The organism is Streptomyces asiaticus (assembly GCF_018138715.1).
GTDB lineage: Bacteria > Actinomycetota > Actinomycetes > Streptomycetales > Streptomycetaceae > Streptomyces > Streptomyces asiaticus.
The window spans coordinates 7,262,090-7,281,631 of sequence record NZ_JAGSHX010000006.1; the positions used below are offsets into that span (position 1 = coordinate 7,262,090).

Annotated in this window: 18 protein-coding genes and 1 tRNA gene; 11 read left to right on the forward strand and 8 right to left on the reverse strand. The window is 72.7% G+C overall.

Going from position 1 to position 19,542, the window contains the following annotated elements; translation table 11 throughout:
• Positions 1–4 precede the first annotated feature (4 nt).
• The 3 genes from kdpF to KHP12_RS38865 form a co-directional block, all read right to left on the reverse strand.
• Entirely contained in the window at positions 5–94 is a 90-nt protein-coding gene (kdpF, locus tag KHP12_RS38855) for a K(+)-transporting ATPase subunit F (RefSeq protein WP_018566520.1), read from the reverse strand.
• Complete coding sequence (locus KHP12_RS38860; RefSeq protein ID WP_167442805.1) at positions 91–231, reverse strand: hypothetical protein; 141 nt, start codon at positions 229–231, stop codon at positions 91–93. Before KHP12_RS38860 ends, kdpF begins: the two co-directional genes overlap by 4 nt.
• Positions 232–462: 231 nt before the next feature.
• A tRNA-Leu gene (locus tag KHP12_RS38865) sits at positions 463–550 on the reverse strand.
• A 243-nt stretch (positions 551–793) separates the two neighbouring features.
• Here KHP12_RS38865 and KHP12_RS38870 point away from each other — a divergent pair.
• Both KHP12_RS38870 and KHP12_RS51600 read left to right on the forward strand, forming a co-directional pair.
• Positions 794–2,131 (forward strand): M20/M25/M40 family metallo-hydrolase, encoded by a 1,338-nt coding sequence (locus tag KHP12_RS38870; protein ID WP_086881685.1) that lies wholly within the window; start codon positions 794–796, stop codon positions 2,129–2,131.
• 363 nt (positions 2,132–2,494) lie between these two features.
• Positions 2,495–3,412, forward strand: a complete 918-nt coding sequence (locus tag KHP12_RS51600) for a chaplin (RefSeq protein WP_218053772.1) — start codon at positions 2,495–2,497, stop codon at positions 3,410–3,412.
• Between the two features lie 179 nt (positions 3,413–3,591).
• On the opposite strand, the gene KHP12_RS38880 is transcribed toward KHP12_RS51600, so the two are convergent.
• Entirely contained in the window at positions 3,592–3,780 is a 189-nt protein-coding gene (locus KHP12_RS38880) for a DUF5703 family protein (RefSeq protein ID WP_014059547.1), read from the reverse strand.
• A gap of 47 nt (positions 3,781–3,827) precedes the next feature.
• On the opposite strand from KHP12_RS38880, the gene KHP12_RS38885 reads away from it, so the two are divergent.
• A complete protein-coding gene (locus KHP12_RS38885) occupies positions 3,828–4,520 on the forward strand; it encodes a hypothetical protein (protein ID WP_086881684.1) in 693 nt (230 codons plus the stop codon).
• A 227-nt stretch (positions 4,521–4,747) separates the two neighbouring features.
• On the opposite strand, the gene KHP12_RS38890 is transcribed toward KHP12_RS38885, so the two are convergent.
• Both KHP12_RS38890 and KHP12_RS38895 read right to left on the reverse strand, forming a co-directional pair.
• Positions 4,748–7,021 carry a helix-hairpin-helix domain-containing protein gene (locus tag KHP12_RS38890; RefSeq protein ID WP_372455324.1) on the reverse strand — a complete coding sequence of 758 codons (2,274 nt, stop codon included), beginning with the start codon at positions 7,019–7,021 and terminating at the stop codon, positions 4,748–4,750.
• 500 nt (positions 7,022–7,521) lie between these two features.
• Positions 7,522–8,502 (reverse strand): aldo/keto reductase, encoded by a 981-nt coding sequence (locus KHP12_RS38895; protein WP_086881683.1) that lies wholly within the window; start codon positions 8,500–8,502, stop codon positions 7,522–7,524.
• 127 nt (positions 8,503–8,629) lie between these two features.
• On the opposite strand from KHP12_RS38895, the gene KHP12_RS38900 reads away from it, so the two are divergent.
• Positions 8,630–9,679, forward strand: coding sequence for an LLM class F420-dependent oxidoreductase (locus KHP12_RS38900; RefSeq protein ID WP_037956505.1), 1,050 nt, complete (start codon positions 8,630–8,632; stop codon positions 9,677–9,679).
• Positions 9,680–9,959: 280 nt separating this feature from the next.
• Positions 9,960–10,766: a ferritin family protein gene (locus KHP12_RS38905; RefSeq protein WP_086881681.1), complete on the forward strand. Its 807-nt coding sequence runs from the start codon at positions 9,960–9,962 to the stop codon at positions 10,764–10,766.
• 20 nt (positions 10,767–10,786) lie between these two features.
• Here KHP12_RS38905 and corA read toward each other — a convergent pair whose 3' ends face one another.
• The gene (gene corA / locus KHP12_RS38910; protein WP_086881680.1) at positions 10,787–11,779 is read right to left on the reverse strand and encodes a magnesium/cobalt transporter CorA; all 993 of its coding nucleotides are present in this window, start codon (positions 11,777–11,779) and stop codon (positions 10,787–10,789) included.
• A 100-nt stretch (positions 11,780–11,879) separates the two neighbouring features.
• On the opposite strand from corA, the gene KHP12_RS38915 reads away from it, so the two are divergent.
• The 4 genes from KHP12_RS38915 (at position 11,880) to mshC (ending at position 15,611) form a co-directional block, all read left to right on the forward strand.
• Positions 11,880–12,575, forward strand: a complete 696-nt coding sequence (locus KHP12_RS38915; protein ID WP_086881679.1) for a histidine phosphatase family protein — start codon at positions 11,880–11,882, stop codon at positions 12,573–12,575.
• A 123-nt stretch (positions 12,576–12,698) separates the two neighbouring features.
• Positions 12,699–13,289, forward strand: coding sequence for a DUF3090 domain-containing protein (locus KHP12_RS38920; RefSeq protein ID WP_037956497.1), 591 nt, complete (start codon positions 12,699–12,701; stop codon positions 13,287–13,289).
• A complete protein-coding gene (locus tag KHP12_RS38925) occupies positions 13,253–14,143 on the forward strand; it encodes an SCO1664 family protein (protein ID WP_086881678.1) in 891 nt (296 codons plus the stop codon). The genes KHP12_RS38920 and KHP12_RS38925 overlap by 37 nt, the downstream gene beginning before the upstream one ends.
• 238 nt (positions 14,144–14,381) lie before the next feature.
• Positions 14,382–15,611: a cysteine--1-D-myo-inosityl 2-amino-2-deoxy-alpha-D-glucopyranoside ligase gene (gene mshC / locus KHP12_RS38930; RefSeq protein WP_086881677.1), complete on the forward strand. Its 1,230-nt coding sequence runs from the start codon at positions 14,382–14,384 to the stop codon at positions 15,609–15,611.
• Positions 15,612–15,817: 206 nt separating this feature from the next.
• Here the strand turns inward: mshC and KHP12_RS38935 are convergent, their stop codons facing one another.
• Entirely contained in the window at positions 15,818–17,092 is a 1,275-nt protein-coding gene (locus KHP12_RS38935; RefSeq protein ID WP_211834220.1) for a PAC2 family protein, read from the reverse strand.
• 337 nt (positions 17,093–17,429) lie between these two features.
• On the opposite strand from KHP12_RS38935, the gene KHP12_RS38940 reads away from it, so the two are divergent.
• Both KHP12_RS38940 and KHP12_RS38945 read left to right on the forward strand, forming a co-directional pair.
• Positions 17,430–18,749 carry an enolase C-terminal domain-like protein gene (locus KHP12_RS38940; protein ID WP_372455326.1) on the forward strand — a complete coding sequence of 440 codons (1,320 nt, stop codon included), beginning with the start codon at positions 17,430–17,432 and terminating at the stop codon, positions 18,747–18,749.
• The gene (locus KHP12_RS38945; RefSeq protein WP_211834221.1) at positions 18,746–19,522 is read left to right on the forward strand and encodes an SDR family NAD(P)-dependent oxidoreductase; all 777 of its coding nucleotides are present in this window, start codon (positions 18,746–18,748) and stop codon (positions 19,520–19,522) included. Before KHP12_RS38940 ends, KHP12_RS38945 begins: the two co-directional genes overlap by 4 nt.
• Positions 19,523–19,542: the final 20 nt, after the last annotated feature.

A 19,542-nucleotide genomic window follows, 5' to 3' on the forward strand; every position in this document is an offset into this window, starting at 1 on the left:
GTTCTCAGAACCTCTCCGGGAAGATCAGGGCGAGGACGAGATAGCCCAGCAGGGCGACGGCCACGATCAGGCCGACGACGTTTTCGGCGGTCACAGCTTCGTCACCCCTTTGGCGACAAAGGCCACCAGCGCGAACACCGCGATGGTGACGACGACGAAGGCCACATCGGCCATCGCGAACTCCTGGAAAGAGGTCGGGGGAGATCCGCGAACAGCGGATCGAACGGACAACGCAAGAAGGAAACCCCGCCCCATGGCCGGATCCGGCCGCCGTTGACGGGTCCCATACGGCGATCAGCGCGCCTTTGACGCGCCTCTTACGGGCGCTGCGGCGAGGGGTGGCCGGAACCGATCGTTCTGCCGCCGAGGAGTGGCGCGGGGCGGCGCGGGAGAGGGGGAAGGAGCCGAAACGACGAACACCCGCACCCGGCGGAAAGCCGGAGGCGGGTGTCGATGTGTCTGTGGTGTCCGAGGGGGGACTTGAACCCCCACGCCCGATAAAGGGCACTAGCACCTCAAGCTAGCGCGTCTGCCATTCCGCCACCCGGACCAGGTGTCTGCCGGTCGGCCCGTGGCCGTTCCGACAGGGAAAACCATAGCAAACATCGGGGCGTGCTCGATCACGGCCGGTCGTGCCCCGGAGTGGCCGGGTGGGCGGGCTGTGTGACGGGGGCATGACGGCGGTATTGCCGCCTTGGGCTGGGCGGGCGAGCGGAGGAGTATGGGCGGGTGACCCCTGCCGCGGGGGTCCGTGGCAGGGCGTTCCGCGGCAGCGCAACGACGAGGAGGCATCGTGAGTGAGTCGCTTTCGGGCGCGACGACGACCGGGACGGTCAAGGGCGAGGACGAGGTGGTCGACCTCTGCCGTGACCTGATCCGGATCGACACCAGTAACTATGGCGACCACTCCGGCCCCGGTGAGCGCGCGGCCGCCGAGTACGTCGCGGAGAAGCTGGCCGAGGTGGGGCTCGAGCCCAAGATCTTCGAGTCGCACAAGGGCAGGGCGTCGACCGTGGCACGGATCAAGGGGGAGGATCCGTCCCGTCCCGCGCTGCTCATCCACGGCCACACCGACGTCGTACCGGCCAATGCCGAGGACTGGACCCACCACCCCTTCTCCGGCGAGATCGTGGACGACTGCGTCTGGGGCCGGGGCGCGGTGGACATGAAGGACATGGACGCGATGACGCTCGCGGTCGTCCGGGAGCGGCTGCGCAGCGGGCGCAAGCCCCCGCGCGACATCGTGCTGGCCTTCCTCGCCGATGAGGAGGCGGGCGGGGTCTACGGGGCCAAGCACCTGGTCAACAACCACCCCGAGCTCTTCGAGGGCGTGACGGAGGCGATCGGCGAGGTCGGCGGCTTCTCCTTCACTGTCAACGAGCAGCTGCGGCTCTATCTGATCGAGACCGCCCAGAAGGGCATGCACTGGATGCGGCTCACGGTGGACGGCACCGCGGGTCACGGCTCGATGACCAACAACGACAACGCCATCACCGAGCTGACCGAGGCGGTCGGGCGGCTCGGGCGGCACAAGTTCCCGGTGCGGGTCACCAAGACCGTACGGTCCTTCCTGGACGAGCTGTCCGACGCCCTCGGCACCCCGCTCGACCCGGAGAACATGGACGAGACGCTCACCAAGCTGGGCGGCATCGCGAAGATCATCGGGGCCACGCTCCAGAACACCGCCGCCCCGACCATGCTCAGCGCCGGCTACAAGGTCAACGTGATCCCGGGGCAGGCCACGGCGCATGTGGACGGGCGCTTCCTGCCGGGGTTCGAGGAGGAGTTCCTGGCCGACCTCGACCGCATCCTCGGCCCGCGGGTCAAGCGGGAGGACGTGCACGCGGACAAGGCGCTGGAGACCACCTTCGACGGGGCGCTGGTGGACGCCATGCAGTCGGCGCTGAAGGCGGAGGACCCGATCGCCCGCGCCGTGCCGTACTGCCTCTCGGGCGGTACGGACGCGAAGTCCTTCGACGACCTCGGCATCCGCTGCTTCGGCTTCGCGCCGCTGCGGCTGCCCCCGGAGCTGGACTTCGCCGGGATGTTCCACGGGGTCGACGAGCGGGTGCCGGTGGACGGGCTGAAGTTCGGTGTGCGGGTGCTGGACCGGTTCCTGGACGCCTGCTGAGGGCCTGTCCGAGGGGGCTGCCGGGTCCGCTGAGGGGCTGACACGATCGGCCTAATCGATCACACATACCGAAGGGACCAAAAAGGGTGAATGGTGTCGTAGCTTGATAGCTTGATTGCTCCTTCCTCGTTACATGGTGTGTGCGGCTCGTAACCGGGCCGTGATGCCGACAAGGGGGTGGTGCTGTGCCCCGCCTTCGGCAACTACCGCATCGATCACGTGACATCGGGTCACGGTCCACCGGGGTGTGATCCCGGGCGGTCTCGGAGTGTGCGCGCTCCGGGGCCGCCCGGGGATGGGGGTGCGGGCGAGATCGCCCGCGCGCACTCCGTCCGGGACGGAAGGCTAGGGGAGCAGAAAGTTATGCGACAGGTTGCGAAAAAGGGCCTGATCACCGTAGCCGCGGCCAGCGGCGTTCTCGCCGTGACCGGCGGCTATGCCCACGCGGCGGGGTCGGGCGCCGACGGTGGCGCCGCGTACTCGCCGGGCATTGTCTCGGGCAACAACATCCAGGCCCCGGTGCATGTGCCGGTGAACCTGTGCGGAAACACGGTCAGCGTCGTCGGTGTCCTCAACGGCGCGGGCGGGGGGCAGTGCGGCGACCGGACCGGCGGCGGCTCGGGCGACTCGTCCGGCGGTGGCGGCTCCCAGTCCGGCGGCTCGCAGGCGCAGGGCAGCAGCAGCGACTCATCGGGCATCGGCTCCGGCAACAACATCCAGGCCCCGATCGGCGTCCCGGTCAATGTGTGCGGGAACAACATCAGCGCGGTCGGGTACGGGAACAGCAGCGACGGCGGCGAGTGCGGGGAGACGGTGCCGGCGGTGCCGGAGAACCCGGGGAACCCTGGGAACCCGGGGAACCCCGGAAACCCTGGCAATCCGGGGAACCCCGGGAACCCGGGGAATCCTGGCAACCCGGGGAACCCTGGGAATCCTGGCAACCCGGGGAACCCTGGGAACCCGGGCAACCCGGGGAATCCGGGCAACCCCGGAAACCCCGGTCAGCCTGGGAACCCGGGCAACCCCGGCAATCCCGGTAACCCGAGCAACCCGGGGGGCTCGAACCCCGGTGGTGGCTCGGAGCAGCCCGGGGACTCCTCGCAGGGCCACCAGGCCGAGCACGCGGGAGCCCACGGCCTCGACCCGTCCGCGAACCTCGGCAGCAAGGAGCAGCTCGCGCACACCGGTGCGGGCCCCGTCGAACTGGCCATTCCGGCCGCCGCGGGCATGCTGCTCGCGGGCACGGTGCTCTACCGCCGGGCCCGCGCCGCGCAGCGCTGATCACACTTCGCGCTGATGGGCGCTGACAGGTGCCGGGCGGTGTCCCCACCGCACCACACACCGTGCACCGCACCTCACACGCCGCGCATCACACCCCGGATCCCGTACGCCGGGTGATGGTGGCGTCACTCCGGGCGGGCCCGCACCAAGCGGGGCCCGCCCGGTCATGCCCCGGCCCGCTACCAGGTCGCCCGTAGCTGGCGGATGATCCGGCGCCGCAATCGCACTCTGCGGCTGCCGTCGGGGTTGAGTCTCAAGCGATCCAACTCCCAGTGTCCGTACTCGGCATGGTCGGTGAGCAGGCGGGTAGTGGCCTTGCGGGAAACACCCCGCGGCACATACACATCACAGAATTCGTATTCCGGCATCGCATCTATTGTGCGGGAACTGCCCTGCTACGGATAGCGTCTGCACTATGTCTGATGCTGCGCAGCCATCCGCTGCCGAGGTACGTGCCGCCGCTGAAGCGGTGAAAGCCGCACTGGATCGTCACCTCGACGCCGTCGAACGTCGGTCGGGGGAAGGCGATCCGGCCGTCTACGCCGCGTTCAACGAACTGGCGGCGGCAGCCGAGGTCTACGACGAGCTGCTCTATGACGCCTACGACGAGGTGACGCCCTTCGAGATCCCTGGTGACGACCGCCTCCCCGCCTACACCGGGCCGGAGGAGCCGAGCGCGCTGAGCGTGCTGATCCGCAGGGACTACGTCGTCGCCGAACCGCAGCGACTGCTCTCGCAGGCGCAGCGGATCGCCGACCTGGATCCGGACATCGACACGGGGAACGACAAGCAGGGCGGCGGGGCGGCCGCCGGGGAGAGCGTGCACACCGCCCTGGGGGTGGTCTTCGGCGAGTTCGAGCCGGACGAGATCGCCTCTCGGCACAAGGAGTTCGGCCTGGAGGAGGGTGACTCCACGCTCTGGGTGGTGGCGGCCGAGGAGCCCCCGGAGCCGGGGGAGTGGCTCTCCGCCCCCTTCGACCAGGCGGATCCGCATATGGTCGTGTGCCGCTTCGACATGAGCTCGGTCTTCGACGAGGAGCTCGAGGACGACGAGGAACTCGAGGACGAGGACGAGGACGACCTGGAGGTCCTGGAGCCGGGCAGCTGAGGTCTGGGGTCCCGGGCCGCTTGGCCCGGGGTCGGTTGCCTTCGGATTGTTCGGTTCCGGGCGGCTCGGGCCCGGCGGTGGCTTCGAGCCGCCCGGAACCGGGTCACCCGGCTCCGTACCCCGGCCGTGTACCCCGGCCCCGGAACGCTTGGTCATGAGACCGGCGATCCGGGGCCGGGGGCGTGCTGGAGGCCCGTCGCGTGGTGGGGCCCGGCGCGGGCCGTCGGTCAGCCGGTGGGCGCGGGTGGGACCTGGGCCTGGAGGAGGGCTCGCAGGCGGGTGGTGCGGTCCTTGAAGGGGGTTTCCGCCACCGCTCGCGGCAGCGCCGCATCCGCGCCGTGGACCACGGACAGATGGCGCTCACCGCGGCCGAAGGCCGTGTAGACCCAGGCCCGGGTCAGCCCCGCCGTGGCGTCGCCCGGCAGCACCACCACGGCCGCGGGCCAGCGCGCTCCCGCCGCCTGGTGCGCGGTGAGGGCCCAGCCGTGCCGCACCAGCTCGCCGACCTCCTCGCGCGCCACCACGACCGGTGTGCCCGCACAGTCCAGACGCAGCCCCTCGGCGTCGGCCGAGACCACGGTGCCCGGCACCGTACGGCCCGGGGCCGGGGTGTACGCCACGCGGTCGCCCGGGTCGAAGCCGCCGAACCGGCCGGGGCCGGGGTTGAGGCGCTCCTTCAGGGCCGCGTTGAGCGCGCGGGTGCCGGCCGCGCCGCCGTGGCCCGGGGTGATCACCTGGGTCTGCTCCGGTGGGACGCCGATCGCACGGGGCACCGAGTCGGCGACGAGCTGCACGGTGCGGTGCACCGCCTCGCCCGCGTCCCGCACAGGCACGATCACGACCTCCTTGCCGGGCGCCTCCACCTGGTTGAGCTCGCCGATCCCGATGCCCGAGACCAGCTCGCCGATGGGGCCCGGGTCGGGGGTGCGGGAGACGACCTGCGGGCAGCGGCGGGCCGCCACCAGATCCGCGAAGACCCGGCCGGGACCGGCCGACCACAGCGCTCCCGGGTCCCCGCTGAGCACCAGACGGGCGCCGTCCGGCAGCGACTCGACCAGCATCGCGGCCGTCTCCACATCGAGCTGCGGGGCGTCCAGGACGACGAGCAGATCGAGCGCCAGAGCGCCCTCCTCGTCGCGTCCGGGGCCCTCGGCGTCGGCCAGCAGCCCGGCGACCGTGACGGCCGCGGAGGCGGCCTCCGGGGCCTCGTCCGGGCCCGCGGCGTCCGGACCGGCGCCCGGGTCCTCGCTCAGCGCGGCGGCCAGCCGCCGCCTGCCGTCCTCGGTGTGCGCGGCCGCGTAGGCCCGCAGGCCCATCGTGCGGGCGGCGGCGACCAGCGCCGCCGGTTCGGCGCGCGCCGCCTCGCCACCGCTGTGGGCGACCAGGCCGTGGGCCGCGACGGTACGGATGAGCTCCGCGGCGGAGGCGGAGGCCGCGGCGGCGGCCGCGCTCTCCCACTCGGCGTCGCCCACCGGCGCCTCGCCGTCCTGTGCGGGGGCGAAGGTGCTCGCCAGCCGGGCGAGACCGTCGGCCAGGCTCTCCTCCGCCAGGGCATAGCGGTCCAGCCCCAGCAGCACCCGCACCGGCTGCTCGGCGTCCTCGTCCTCGGCTGCCCGGGGCCGGGCCCCCGCCGGGGCGTCGAGCGCGTCCTGGAAGACCAGCACCGCGCCCTCCGCGATCGCGGTGCGCAGCGCCTCGTCCGGGTCCGGCACGGACGCCTTGGCGAGCGCGTCGCGCAGCGCGGACGACTCCAGCGCGGTGTGCCCCTCGAGGGCGGCGCGCTCCAGCAGCCAGCCGGTGAGCGCCAGCGCGCGGCGCTCGTCACCGGGCTCGCAGGCCGGGCCGAGGAGGCAGCGGGCGAAGCCGTCCGCCTGGTCGGGGCGTACGCCGGGCACGGCCAGGAGCTGCCAGGGGTCCTCGCGCAGCGCCTCGGCGGCGTGCTCCCCGAGCGTTTCGGCGACCTTCCCGGCCAGGGCTTCGGGGGCGCCGCCCGCCGCGAGCACCTCCCGGACGCCGCCACTGCCGGGGACCTCGCCCCCCGGCCCGCGCGCCGGACGGGCCGACGCCGGACGTACGGGAGCGGGCGCGGAGGCGGGCGCCGCCGCAGAGGCCCGCTCACGGGGGGTTGCGGGTGCGGCGGGCGCCGCCGGACGCGCTGCCGGGGCGTCGTTGAAGAACGACGCCGCCGACCGCTCACCGCTCTCCACGGCCCGCACGGCGGCGGCCAACGCCTCAGCCGCCGCCGACCGCCGCCCCTTGCCACCACCGGCGGAGGTTTCCGCGGCGCCGCCGGATGAGTCCTGTCCGGCGGGTCCGGAAGCGCCATCCCCCGCGCCCACGCCCGCGTCACCGCTCGCCTCGGCGCCGCGCCCGCCCGACCCCGGGCTTGACGCGCCGTCCCCGGCGGGAGCCTGCTCTCGGTCGGCGCCCTCGGCGTGGGGGCTCGCCCCGGCGCCGCCGGACCCGCCCTGCCCGGCCGGGGTGGGAGCATCTGCTCCCACGCCATCGCTCGTCCCGTCCGGACCCGGCGCTTCCGCGTCCCCGGCCCCGGCGCCCTGGCCCGCCCCTGAACCGCCGGACGGGCCCTGCTCAGCGGACGGGCCCTGCTCAGTGGATGGGGCCTGCCCACCCGTGGCGGGCCCGTCGGCCCCGCCTGCTGGGGGCTGTTCGCCGTCGGCGCCTTGGGCGCCGTGGGAGCCCGCTCCGGAGGCGGGGGCCCCTGCCTCGTCGGCCCCGCCCCGCCCGGCGGATTCCGCGGGTCCGGCGGCCGCGGCCGCCCCCGCGTCGTTCCGGTCCGCCCCCGCGGGGCCGCCCGTCCCCGCCGGGCCGCCCGTCCCCGCCGGGCCGCCCGTGGCGGCGGGCTCGCTGCGGTCGTCCGGGGCCGTCCCGGCAGCGGGGTCGCCCGGGGCACCCGGCGTGCGGGCCGCGGGGTTCGCCGGCTCCGCCGGCGGGTCGGCCTCCTCGGGCGCGGGTGCGGCGTCGCCGGCGAGGCGGTCGGTACTCACAGCGTGCTCCAGTCCTGATCGGGATAGCGGTGCACGGGCGCCGACACATCGTCGAGCGCCTGGCAGATCTCGTCCGGAAGACTAAGGGTCTCCGCCGACAACGCCGCCCTCAGCTGCTGGGCGTTGCGCGCGCCGACGATCGGGGCGGTGACGCCCGGGCGGTCGCGGACCCAGGCCAGGGCCACATTGAGCGCGGTGGTCGCCAGGCCGTCGGCCGCTATGGCGACCGCCTCGACGATCCGGCCCGCCTCCTCGTCCAGATACGGCTCGACGAACGCCGCGAGCTCGGAGGCGCCGCGCGAGTCGGCGGGTGTCGTATGGCGGTACTTGCCGGTGAGCACACCGCGGCCGAGCGGCGAGGACGGCAGCAGCCCGACGCCCAGGTCGAGCGCGGCGGGCAGCACCTCGCGCTCCACACCGCGCTGGAGCAGCGAATACTCCATCTGCGTGCTGGCCAGCCGGGTGTGCGCGCCCGAGGAGGCCAGCTGCCAGGTGGCGGCCTTCGCGAGCTGCCAGCCGCTGAAGTTGGACACCCCCACATAGCGGGCCCGCCCGCTGCTCACCGCGACGTCGAGCGCCTGAAGGGTCTCCTCGAGCGGAGTGAACGGATCGAAGGCGTGCACCTGCCACAGGTCGACATAGTCCGTGCCCAGCCGCTCCAGCGAGGCGTCCAGCGCGGCCAGCAGATGGCCGCGCGAGGCGTCGAAGCGGCGGTCGGGATCGGGCACACTGCCCGCCTTGGTGGCGATCTGGAGATCGCGCCGGGGCAGTAACCCCTCCAGCAGCTGACCCAGGAGGTATTCGGCGCCGCCGTCCGCGTACACATCCGCGGTGTCGACGAGTGTCCCGCCCGCCTCCCAGAACGCCTTGAGCTGATCCGCGGCGTCGTGTTCGTCAGTGTCCCGCCCCCAAGTGAGCGTGCCGAGCCCGAGCCGGGAGACGCGCAGGCCCGTGCGGCCGAGGTGCCTTAGCTCCATGAACGTCGAGATTACTGGCCGCAAAGCGCCACGTGGCAGCCTGTGGATAACCCACCCCTGACGTATCGGGGCCATGCGCGCTAGAGTCCCCGGAACAGCGACGTTACTGATCAGTAAGGGGTGCGGTATGAGGCTCGGCATCAACCTCGGCTACTGGGGCGCCGGAATGGACGCGGACAACCTCGCGGTCGCCCGCGAGGCCGACAGGCTCGGCTATTCCGTCTGCTGGGCGGCCGAAGCCTACGGTTCGGACGCCGCCACGGTGCTCGCGTGGGTCGCCGCGCAGACCGAGCGCATCGACGTCGGCTCCGCCATCTTCCAGATCCCGGCCCGCACCCCCGCCATGACGGCGATGACCGCCGCCACCCTGGACACCCTCTCCGGCGGCCGCTTCCGCCTCGGCCTCGGCGTCTCGGGGCCCCAGGTGTCCGAGGGCTGGTACGGGGTGCGCTTCGACAAGCCGCTCGCCCGCACCCGCGAGTACGTGGAGATCATCCGCAAGGCGATGTCGCGCGAGCGGCTGACCCACGAGGGCCAGAACTGGACCCTGCCGCTGCCCGACGGCCCCGGCAAGCCCCTCAAGCTCACCGTGCACCCGGTGCGGGAGTACATCCCGCTGTACATCGCGGCCATCGGCCCGAAGAACCTGGAGCAGACCGGCGAGATCGCCGACGGCGCCCTGGTCCTGTTCTACGACCCCGAGCACGCCGAGGAGACCACCCTCAGCTCGCTGCGCGCGGGCCGCGAGAAGGCGGGCAAGGACCTCGAGGGCTTCGACGTGGTGCCCACCGTCCCCATGGCCCTCGGCGACGACGTCCGCGCCCTCGCCGACCAGTTCCGCCCGTACACCGCGCTCTACGTGGGCGGTATGGGCAGCGCCAAGCAGAACTTCTACAACAAGCTCGCGCAGCGCATGGGGTACGAGAAGGAGGCCGCCGAGATCCAGGAGAAGTACCTCTCCGGGGACAAGGAGGGCGCCGCCGCTGCCGTCCCCCACGAGCTGATCGACTCCACCGCGCTGATCGGCCCCGTCGAGCGCATCGCCGACCGGATGCAGGCGTACGCGGGGGCCGGGGTCACCACCCTGTCGCTCACACCCGCGGGCTTCACGCTGGAGGAGCGGCTCGCCGGGCTGCGGGCGGGCGTCGAGGCCCTGGAGCGGGCCGGACTCGCGTAAGCGCCGAGTGCCGAGCCGAGCGCGGCGCCGGGAAAGTTCCGCGGCCGTGGTGGGGGCTCGGGGGTCTTCCCCGCCACGGCCGTCATCCAGCACAACGCCTCCGCCGCCCAGGGGTTACGCGGACGCGGCGTATGGAAGGTTCCCCCGTTCGGCCGAGCCGGGTGCCCCAGCTGTTGCCACCGCCCCCACCGGGCCGTTGACTTTTTCTGCGCACGGCGGCTTCCGCGCACGGCGGCTTCTGCGCACGGCGGCGCACGACCAGCGCACGGAGGTGGCGGCGATGCTCTCGGCGAAAAGCGTGTTCCAGGAGATCCTCGACAACGACGAGTCGTTCCGGCTCTTCTGCTCCGTCGCGGCCAGCGGGGAGGCCCAGGGAGGCTGGGAGAACGGCCGGATCGCCGCCCTGGTGCCCGAGAGCCGCCGCGACCTCGCGCCCAAGATCGCCCGCCATGGCGCCGACGAGGACAAACACGGCCGGATCTTCAACGCCCTGCTCCACAAGCGCGGTCTGGAGCCCATGGAGGTGCCGCGCGAGACCGACTACACGATGCTCCTGGAGGCGCGCGGCATCGGCCTCGCCCATGACAAGCTGCGCCGCGACGAGCCGCTCACCGAGCACGACATCGTGATCTACCTCGCCCACAGCCGGGTCACCGAACAGCGCGCCTCCGCCCAGATGACGATGTTGCGCGGATACTTCGGCGACCACCCCGACCTCGGCCGCGCGGTGCGCATGATCGCCGACGACGAGGACAACCACCTCGCCTACTGCCACGAGGAGCTGCTGCGCCTGGCCGCCGACGGATACGGCCGGACCATCCAGCGGATCCTGCGGGAGAGCGCGCTCGTCGAGATGGCGGTGTACCGGGACGTCAGCCTGGCCGTGATGGCCCACATGGGACGCGTTCTCGGCTGGCCCAGGCCGAAGTCCGCGCTGCTCGCGGCCGGGATCCACGCCCTGCACACGTATGAGCGGCTGGGCGGCTGGCGGCGCATGGTGTCACTGCGGATGCCCGAGCGGCGGAACGCGCTGGGCGGACCCGCGAAGAGCGCTTCCGGCGCGCCCGAGGCGCCCGAGTTCGTCTGACCGGGTCCCAAGACCTCCGCTCAGAGCCACCCACGCCGCTTGAACCAGCGGTACAGCAGCGCGATCACACCGCCCATGAGCACGACCACCGCCGGGTAACCCCAGGGCTGCTTCAGCTCCGGCATGTGCGTGAAGTTCATGCCGTAGATCCCGGCGATCATCGTCGGGACCGCGGCCATGGCCGCCCACGCCGAGATCTTCCGCATGTCGTCGTTCTGCCGCACGCCCATCTGCGCGAGATGGGCGGAGAGGATGTCCGACAGCAGCCGGTCCAGCCCCTCCACATGCTCGTTCACCCGGGTCAGATGGTCGCTGACATCGCGGAAGAACGGCCGGGAGCCCTCGTGCACGAACGGCACCCCGGCGCCGGTGAGCCGCTCCATCGGCTCCCCCAACGGCCCGGCCGAGCGGCGGAATTCCATCACCTCGCGCTTGAACGCGTAGATCCGCCCGGCGGTGTTCTGCCCGGCGCCCGCGTTCGGGGCGAAGACCTCCGTCTCCAGCTCCTCCAGGTCCCCGTGCAGAGCGTCGGCCACGTCCAGGTAGTGGTCCACGACCGCGTCGGAGACCGCGTACATCACCGCCGTAGGTCCGTGCTGGAGCACCTCGGGCATCTTCTCCAGGCGGTCGCGCACCGAGCCGAGCGGATTGGCCTCGCCGTGCCTTACGGTCACCACGAAGGAGTCACCGACGAAGACCATCAGCTCACCCGCGGTGACGGACCCGGCCTTCTCGTCGTACTGCACCGGCTTGAGCACCAGGAACAGCGAATCGTCATAAACCTCCAGCTTCGGCCTCTGGTGGGCGCACAGGGCGTCCTCGACGGCCAGCGGATGCAGTCCGAACTCGCTGGTGACCAGCTCGAACTCCTTCTCGGTCGGCTCATGCAGCCCGATCCACAAGAAGGCGTCCCCACTCGCGCGCGCCTCGTCCAGGGCGTCGGAGAAGTCAGCGGGTCCCTCGGTGCGGGCCCCGTCCCGGTAGATGGCACAATCCACGATCACGCTGCGCATTGTGCCTCGCGTGATGCCGGTCGGCACAGGGGGGGACCCCGGTGCGGGATCGGTGCGCATCCCCGCGGAGCGGCGCCGGAGGGGTCGTAGGGTGGCAGCCATGCCCATGCTGATCCTCGTACGGCACGGCCGGTCCACCGCCAATACCGCGGGCGTCCTCGCAGGGTGGACACCCGGTGTCGCCCTCGACGAACGCGGTACGGCCCAGGCCGCGGCGCTGCCCGGCAGACTGGCCGGGGTGCCGCTCGCCGCCGCCGTCACCAGCCCGCTTCAGCGATGCCGGGAGACGCTGGCCCCGCTGCTCGCCGCCCGCCCCGAACTGCCGCTGCACCCCGACGACCGGATCGGGGAGTGCCACTACGGCGACTGGTCCGGCCGGAAGCTGGCCGAGCTCGCCGATGAACCATTGATGAACATCGTCCAGCAGCATCCGTCCGCGGCCGCCTTCCCCGGCGGCGAGTCCATGCGCGCCATGCACGCGCGCGCGGTCGAGGCGGTGCGCGACTGGAACGCCCGGATCGAGAGCGAGCACGGCGCCGACGCGGTCTATCTGATGTGCTCCCACGGGGACATCATCAAGGCGCTGGTCGCGGACGCCCTCGGACTCCATCTCGATCTGTTCCAGCGGATCTCGGTCGACCCCTGCTCGGTCACCGCGATCCGGTACACCCCGACCCGGCCCTTCCTCGTCCGGCTCGGGGACACCGGTGACTTCGCCGGTCTGGCGCCGCGCGAGGAGAACTCCGGCCACCGCGGCGGGGACGCGGCGGTGGGCGGCGACGCGGGAGCACCGTGATCGCTGTGCGCAGTAGGGTGGTGCCGCGGTGCGAGGGCGCCGTGACAGCCGTGACCGGGCGGTCGTGACACCCAGCGGTCAGCAGTCAGTCAGCCGAGCAGTCGAATCAAATGGAGCAGGACGTTGTCCCGTCAGGTGTTCCTCTATGACCCACCGGACCGTTTCGTCGCCGGTACGGTCGGGCTGCCTGGTCGCCGTACCTTTTTCCTACAGGCATCCGCCGGCAGCCGGACCACCAGTGTCGCGCTGGAGAAGACGCAGGTCGCCGCGTTGGCCGAGCGGATAGACGAGCTGCTGGACGAGGTGGTGCGGCGCACCGGCGGAAACGCCCCGGTCCCCGCCGTCGCACCGACCGAACTCAGCGACACCGGACCGCTGGAAGTCCCCGTGGAGGAGGAGTTCCGGGTCGGCACCATGGCACTCGCCTGGGACGGCGAGGAGCAGCGGATGATCGTCGAGGCGCAGGCGCTGGTCGAGCTGGAGGCCGAGTCCGAGGAGGACCTGGCCGAGGCCGAGGAGCGGCTGCTCCAGGACGATGTGAACGGCCCGCCCATGCTGCGGGTGCGGCTCACCGGGACGCAGGCGCGCGCGTTCGCCAAGCGCGCCCTGGAAGTCGTCAACGCCGGCCGGCCGCCCTGCCCGCTGTGCAGTCTGCCGCTCGACCCGGAGGGACACGTATGTCCGCGCCAGAACGGATACCGCCGCGGAGCCTGACGCCCCCGGCCCCGGCCGAGTTGCTGGCTCTCGGTGAGCTGACGGTGCGCGGCCGGGTCCGGGAGGCGTCCAACGCGGTGCTGTACTGCACGGTCGAGTACGAGGGCCACAGCGCCCCTTGTGTCTACAAGCCGGTGGCCGGGGAGCGGCCGCTGTGGGACTTCCCGGACGGCACGCTCGCCCAGCGCGAGGTCGCGGCGTACGAGATCTCCGAGGCCACCGGCTGGGGCCTGGTGCCGCCCACGGTGCTGCGCGACGGGCCGTACGGGCAGGGGATGTGCCAGCTCTGGGTGGAGGTCGAGACGGCCACCGACGGGCCGGACGGGGCCGACGGCGGGCCGGACGGCGACGGCTCGGCGGAGACCGGGGGAGCGGAGCTGCTCGCGCTCGTCGAGGGCGATGAACCGGGTCCCGGCTGGAAGGCCGTGGGCTACGCCGAGGTGGGCGAGGGCCGTACGGCGCTGCTGGTCCACGCCGACGACGTACGGCTGCGCCGGCTGGCCGTCCTCGACGCGGTGATCAACAACGGCGACCGCAAGGGCGGCCATCTGCTGCCCGCGGCCGGCGGCCGGCTCTATGCGATTGATCACGGAGTGACCTTCAACGCCGACGACAAGCTGCGCACCCTGCTGTGGGGCTGGGCCGGGGAGCCGCTGCCGGACGATGTGCTGGAGGTGCTGCGCCGGCTGGCGGGCGAGCTGGCCGACGGCGGCCCGCTGAGCGCCCGGCTGGCGGAGCTGATCACCGGAGCCGAGATCGAGGCCCTGCGGGCCCGTGTGGCCGCGCTGTTGCGGACCGGGAAGCACCCCGAGCCCAGCGGCCAGTGGCCCGCCATCCCCTGGCCGCCGGTCTGATCGGACCGGACCGCTCCGGGCCCCTCCGGTCCGGGCGGACCGGCCGGTTCCGGGGGTTCCGGGGCCGTGGAGCCGTCCGTTCCCGGGCCGGGCGGGGCCCGCCGCGCCCCGCCCGGGGGCCCTGGAACGCGGATCGGGCGGCTCAAGCAGCTCGTGGACGTCCGCGCAAGACCGCCCATCCGGCCAACACCACAGGTCCGGTTCGTATACGGACGCTGCATCCGGTTACGCTCATTGCATGTATGCCTGGCCCGCTTCTGAGGTTCCCGCCCTGCCCGGCAGTGGCCGCGACCTGAGCATTCACGACACCGCGACCGGGGGACGGATCACCCTGACCCCCGGTCCCGTCGCGCGCATCTACGTCTGCGGGATCACCCCGTACGACGCGACCCACATGGGTCATGCGGCGACCTACAACGCGTTCGACCTCGTTCAGCGCGTATGGCTCGACACCAAGCGCCAGGTGCACTACGTCCAGAACGTCACCGATGTCGACGATCCCCTGCTGGAGCGGGCGCAGGAGAACGGCGACGACTGGACGGCCCTCGCCGAGCGTGAGACCGCCCTCTTCCGCGAGGACATGACGGCCCTGCGGATGCTGCCCCCGCAGCACTACATCGGTGCCGTCGAGTCGATACCGGGGATCGTTCCGCTCGTGGAGCGGCTGCGCGACCTGGGCGCCGCCTATGAACTCGAGGGCGACATCTACTTCTCCGTGGAGTCCGACCCCGCCTTCGGCTCGGTCAGCCGGCTCGACGCCGAGGCCATGCGGCTGCTGTCCGCCGAGCGCGGCGGCGACCCGGAGCGCCCCGGCAAGAAGAACCCCCTCGACCCGATGCTGTGGATGGCCGCCCGTGACGGCGAGCCGAGTTGGGACGGCGGATCGCTCGGCCGCGGCCGCCCCGGCTGGCACATCGAATGCGTGGCCATCGCCCTGGACCACCTCGGCATGGGCTTCGACGTACAGGGCGGCGGATCCGATCTCGCCTTCCCGCACCATGAGATGGGCGCCTCGCACGCCCAGGTCCTCACCGGTGAGCGGCCGTTCGCCAAGACCTATGTGCACGCCGGGATGGTGGCCCTGGACGGCGAGAAGATGTCCAAGTCCAAGGGGAACCTGGTCTTCGTCTCGACGCTGCGCCGCGACGGCGTCGACCCGGCGGCCATACGGCTCGCGCTGCTGGCCCGTCACTACCGCTCGGACTGGGAGTGGACGGACGGGCTGCTGCGGGAGGCCGAGGAGCGCCTCGACCGCTGGCGTGCCGCCGTCTCGCGGCCCGACGGGCCCTCGGCCGAGGCGCTGGTGGAGGAGATCCGCGCGGCGCTCGCGGACGACCTCGACTCCCCGGCCGCCCTGGCCGCCGTCGACCGCTGGGCCGCCGCGCAGTCGGCCACCGGCGGTACGGACGAGGGGGCGCCCGGTCTGGTGTCGCGCGCCGTGGACGCGCTGCTGGGCGTGGCCCTCTGAGTGACTCTCTGAGTGGCCCTCTGACGCGTCGTCGGGGCGCCGCGCCGCGACGGTGAACGCATGAGCCCGCGCCGGGGTCCTCCCGGCGCGGGCTGCTCGCTGTCTCGTGCGTGGCGTGCGTGGCGTACGCGACCTACGAGGCGTACGAGACGTGCGTGGTGTGGCGCGCGTGGCGTGACGTCGTGCGCCGTGTGTGGCGGTCGTGGTTACCGGTCGGAGCCGGACCCCTCGTCCCCGTCGCCACCCCGGTCCGTGCCGCCCTCGTCGCGGCGGTAGGCGTCCTGGCCCTCGGCGCTCCGGTCCTCGGCGCCCCGGCCGTCGTCCGCCCCCTTGTCGCTGTCGGCGTCCCTGGCGTCGCCCGCGTCCGAGCCCGAGCCCGCGTCCGAGCCCGCGCCCGCGTCCGAGCCCGCGTCCGAGCCCGCGCCCGCGTCCGAGCCCGCGCCCGCGTCCTTGGCCTCGTCCTCGGCGCCGCCGGTGTCCTCGGCGTCGTCGTCCTTGGCCATCTCGTCCTTGGGGGACGGCTTGCGCGGCCGCCCATGGCCGGTGGAGGGGTCGCGCAGATAGGGAGCGCCAGGGCCTCCCGCGCCGCCCTCCAGCCCCCCGCTCTCGGTCGCGTGGCCGCCGGCGGGGCCGGGCTGGCCGTCACGCCGCCGCAGATAGCGCTCGAACTCGCGGGCGATGGCCTCGCCGGACGCCTCGGGCAGCTCGGCGGTGTCCCGCGCCTCCTCCAGCGACTGGACGTACTCGGCGACCTCGCTGTCCTCGGCGGCCAGCTGGTCCACGCCCAGCTGCCAGGCCCGCGAGTCCTCGGTCAGCTCGCCGAGGGGGATGCGCACCGAGATGAGGTCCTCGAGGCGGTTCAGCAGCGCCAGGGTGGCCTTCGGGTTCGGCGGCTGCGAGACGTAGTGCGGCACGGCCGCCCACAGGCTCACCACCGGGACGCCGGCGTGGGCGCACGCCTCCTGGAGGACCCCGACGATCCCGGTCGGGCCCTCGTAGCGGGTCTCCTCCAGATCGAGGCTGCGGGCCAGGTCCGGGTCGGAGGTGACCCCGCTGACCGGCACCGGCCGGGTGTGCGGGGTGTCGCCGAGCAGCGCGCCGAGGATGACGACCATCTCCACGCCCAACTCATGGGCGTAACCGAGGATCTCGTTGCAGAACGACCGCCAGCGCATGCTCGGCTCGATACCGCGCACCAGCACCAGGTCCCGGGACTTCTCCCCGGTGTCCGCCCGGACCACCGAGAGCCGGGTCGTCGGCCAAGTGATCTTGCGCACGCCGCCCTCGAGGGCCACGGTGGGCCGGTTCACCTGGAAGTCGTAGTAGTCCTCCGCGTCGAGCGAGGCGAAGACCTCGCCCTTCCACTCCCGGTCCAGGTGCCCGACCGCGGTCGAGGCGGCGTCTCCGGCGTCGTTCCAGCCCTCGAAGGCACAGATCATGACCGGGTCGATCAGCTCGGGAACCCCCTCAAGCTCGATCACCCAGCGCCTCCTTCCGACCGGGGCGGACGGATGGTGCCGCCTCCAGCTCAGTTTCCCATTGCGTGCCACCCAAGCCTACGGCTTTCCGGAGCCCCGGCCGCAGCCCCTGTCCAGGAGCACTAAGAGATTCATCCGATCTGTCCTTCGAAAGTTCGGACGCACCTCTGGACGAAACCCCTAGGGCAGCGCTATACATCGGATCATCGCGAAAGGTCCGATGTTCTCTCTCGCGCATCGTTTCAGGGAGCCCCCATTGAGTCAGCGTCCATCCGTCACCGAGCTCGAGGTCCACGACATCCGGTTTCCCACCTCGGAGCAGCTCGACGGCTCGGACGCCATGAACCCGGACCCCGACTACTCCGCCGCCTACGTCGTGCTGCGCACGGACGCGGGGGAGGGGGCGGCGGCCTCCGAGGGACACGGCTTCGTCTTCACCATCGGCCGCGGTAACGATGTCACCGCGGCCGCCATCCGCTCCCTGCGCCCCCATGTGGTGGGCCGCCCCGCGCCGCTGACGGCCACCGAGCTCGCCGCCCTGCACCGCGAGCTGACCCATGACTCGCAGCTGCGCTGGCTCGGGCCCGAGAAGGGCGTCATGCACATGGCCGCGGGCGCGGTGGTCAACGCCGCCTGGGACCTCGCCGCCCGGCAGGCCGGAAAGCCCCTGTGGCAGTTCCTCGCCGAGATGTCGCCCGAGGAACTGGTCGAGCTGGTCGACTTCCGCTACCTCAGCGACGCGCTCACCCCGGAGGAGGCGCTCGCCATCCTGCGCGCCGCCGAGCCCGGCCGCGTCGAGCGCGCCGCACTGCTGCGTGAGCGGGGCTACCCCGCCTACACCACCTCGCCCGGCTGGCTCGGCTACTCCGACGAGAAAATGATCAAACTGGCGCAGGAGGCCGTCGCCGACGGCTTCGGCCAGATCAAGCTCAAGGTCGGGTCCGATCTGGACGAGGACCTCAGACGGATGCGGCTCGCCCGCGAGGCGGTCGGCCCCGATGTGCGCATCGCCGTGGACGCCAACCAGCGCTGGGACGTGGCGGAGGCGGTGCGCTGGATGAGCGCCCTGGCGCCGTACGACCCGCACTGGATCGAGGAGCCCACCAGCCCGGACGACGTCCTCGCCCACGCCGCCATCCGCGCCGGGCAGCCGGTCAAGGTCGCCACCGGTGAGCACGTCGCCAACCGCGTGGTCTTCAAGCAGCTGCTCCAGGCCGAGGCGGTGGACTTCGTCCAGATCGACGCGGCGCGGGTCGCGGGGGTCAACGAGAACCTCACGATCCTGCTGCTCGCCGCCAAGTACGGACTTCCGGTGTGCCCGCACGCGGGCGGCGTCGGGCTGTGCGAACTCGTCCAGCACCTGGCCATGTTCGACTACGTGGCCGTCTCGGGCAGCTGGGAGGACCGGGTCATCGAGTATGTCGACCACCTCCACGAGCACTTCGCCGATCCCGCGGTCGTCGAGTCGGGCCGCTACCGGGCTCCGACCGCGCCGGGCTTCTCCGCCCGTATGTACCCAGAGTCGATCGCCGCCTACCGCTATCCGGACGGGCCCGAATGGCGAACCCGCCTGGCCCGGCCCGTACCGGCACCGTCCACATCGGCTCAGCCCGTACCAGCACCGTCCGCACCCGCACAGCCTCAGGAGGACCACCAGTGACCACCGGCGACTTCGAAGGGCTGGCCGCACTCGTCACCGGCGGGGCCTCCGGCATAGGCGCCGCCATCGCCGCCACGCTGCGCGACCGGGGAGCGCGGGTCGCCGTGCTCGACCGCGATCCGTCGGCGGCCCCGGACGGCACGCTGCCGCTCAAGGCCGATGTCACCTCCGACGAGGGGGTCAGAACCGCGGTGGACGCGGCGGTGGCCGAGTTCGGCGCCCTGCACACCGTCGTCGGCAACGCGGGCATCGGCGCGATCGGGAGCGTCGAGGACAACTCCGACGAGGAGTGGCACCGGCTGCTGGACATCAATGTGCTGGGCCTGGTCCGCACCGCCCGGGCCGCGCTGCCCCACCTGCGCGCCGCCGCGGCCGACCGGCCCGGCGCCGTCTCCATCACCCACACCTGCTCGATCGCCGCCACCGCGGGGCTGCCGCAGCGCGCCGCCTACAGCGCCAGCAAGGGCGCGGTGCTGTCGCTGACCCTCGCCATGGCGGCGGACCACATCCGCGAAGGGGTGCGCGTCAACTGCGTCAACCCCGGCACCGTGGACACCCCGTGGGTCGGCCGGCTGCTCGGCCAGGCCCCCGACCCGGCGGCCGAGCGCGCCGCCCTGGAGGCCCGGCAGCCCACCGGACGGCTGGTCTCCGTCGACGAGGTGGCCGCCGCCGTCGCGTATCTCGCCAGCCCCGCCGCCGCGGCCGTCACCGGCACCGCGCTGGCCGTCGACGGAGGGATGCAGGGGCTGCGGCTGCGCCCCGCCTCCTCCTGAGACAACCGCCCGACCGCTCG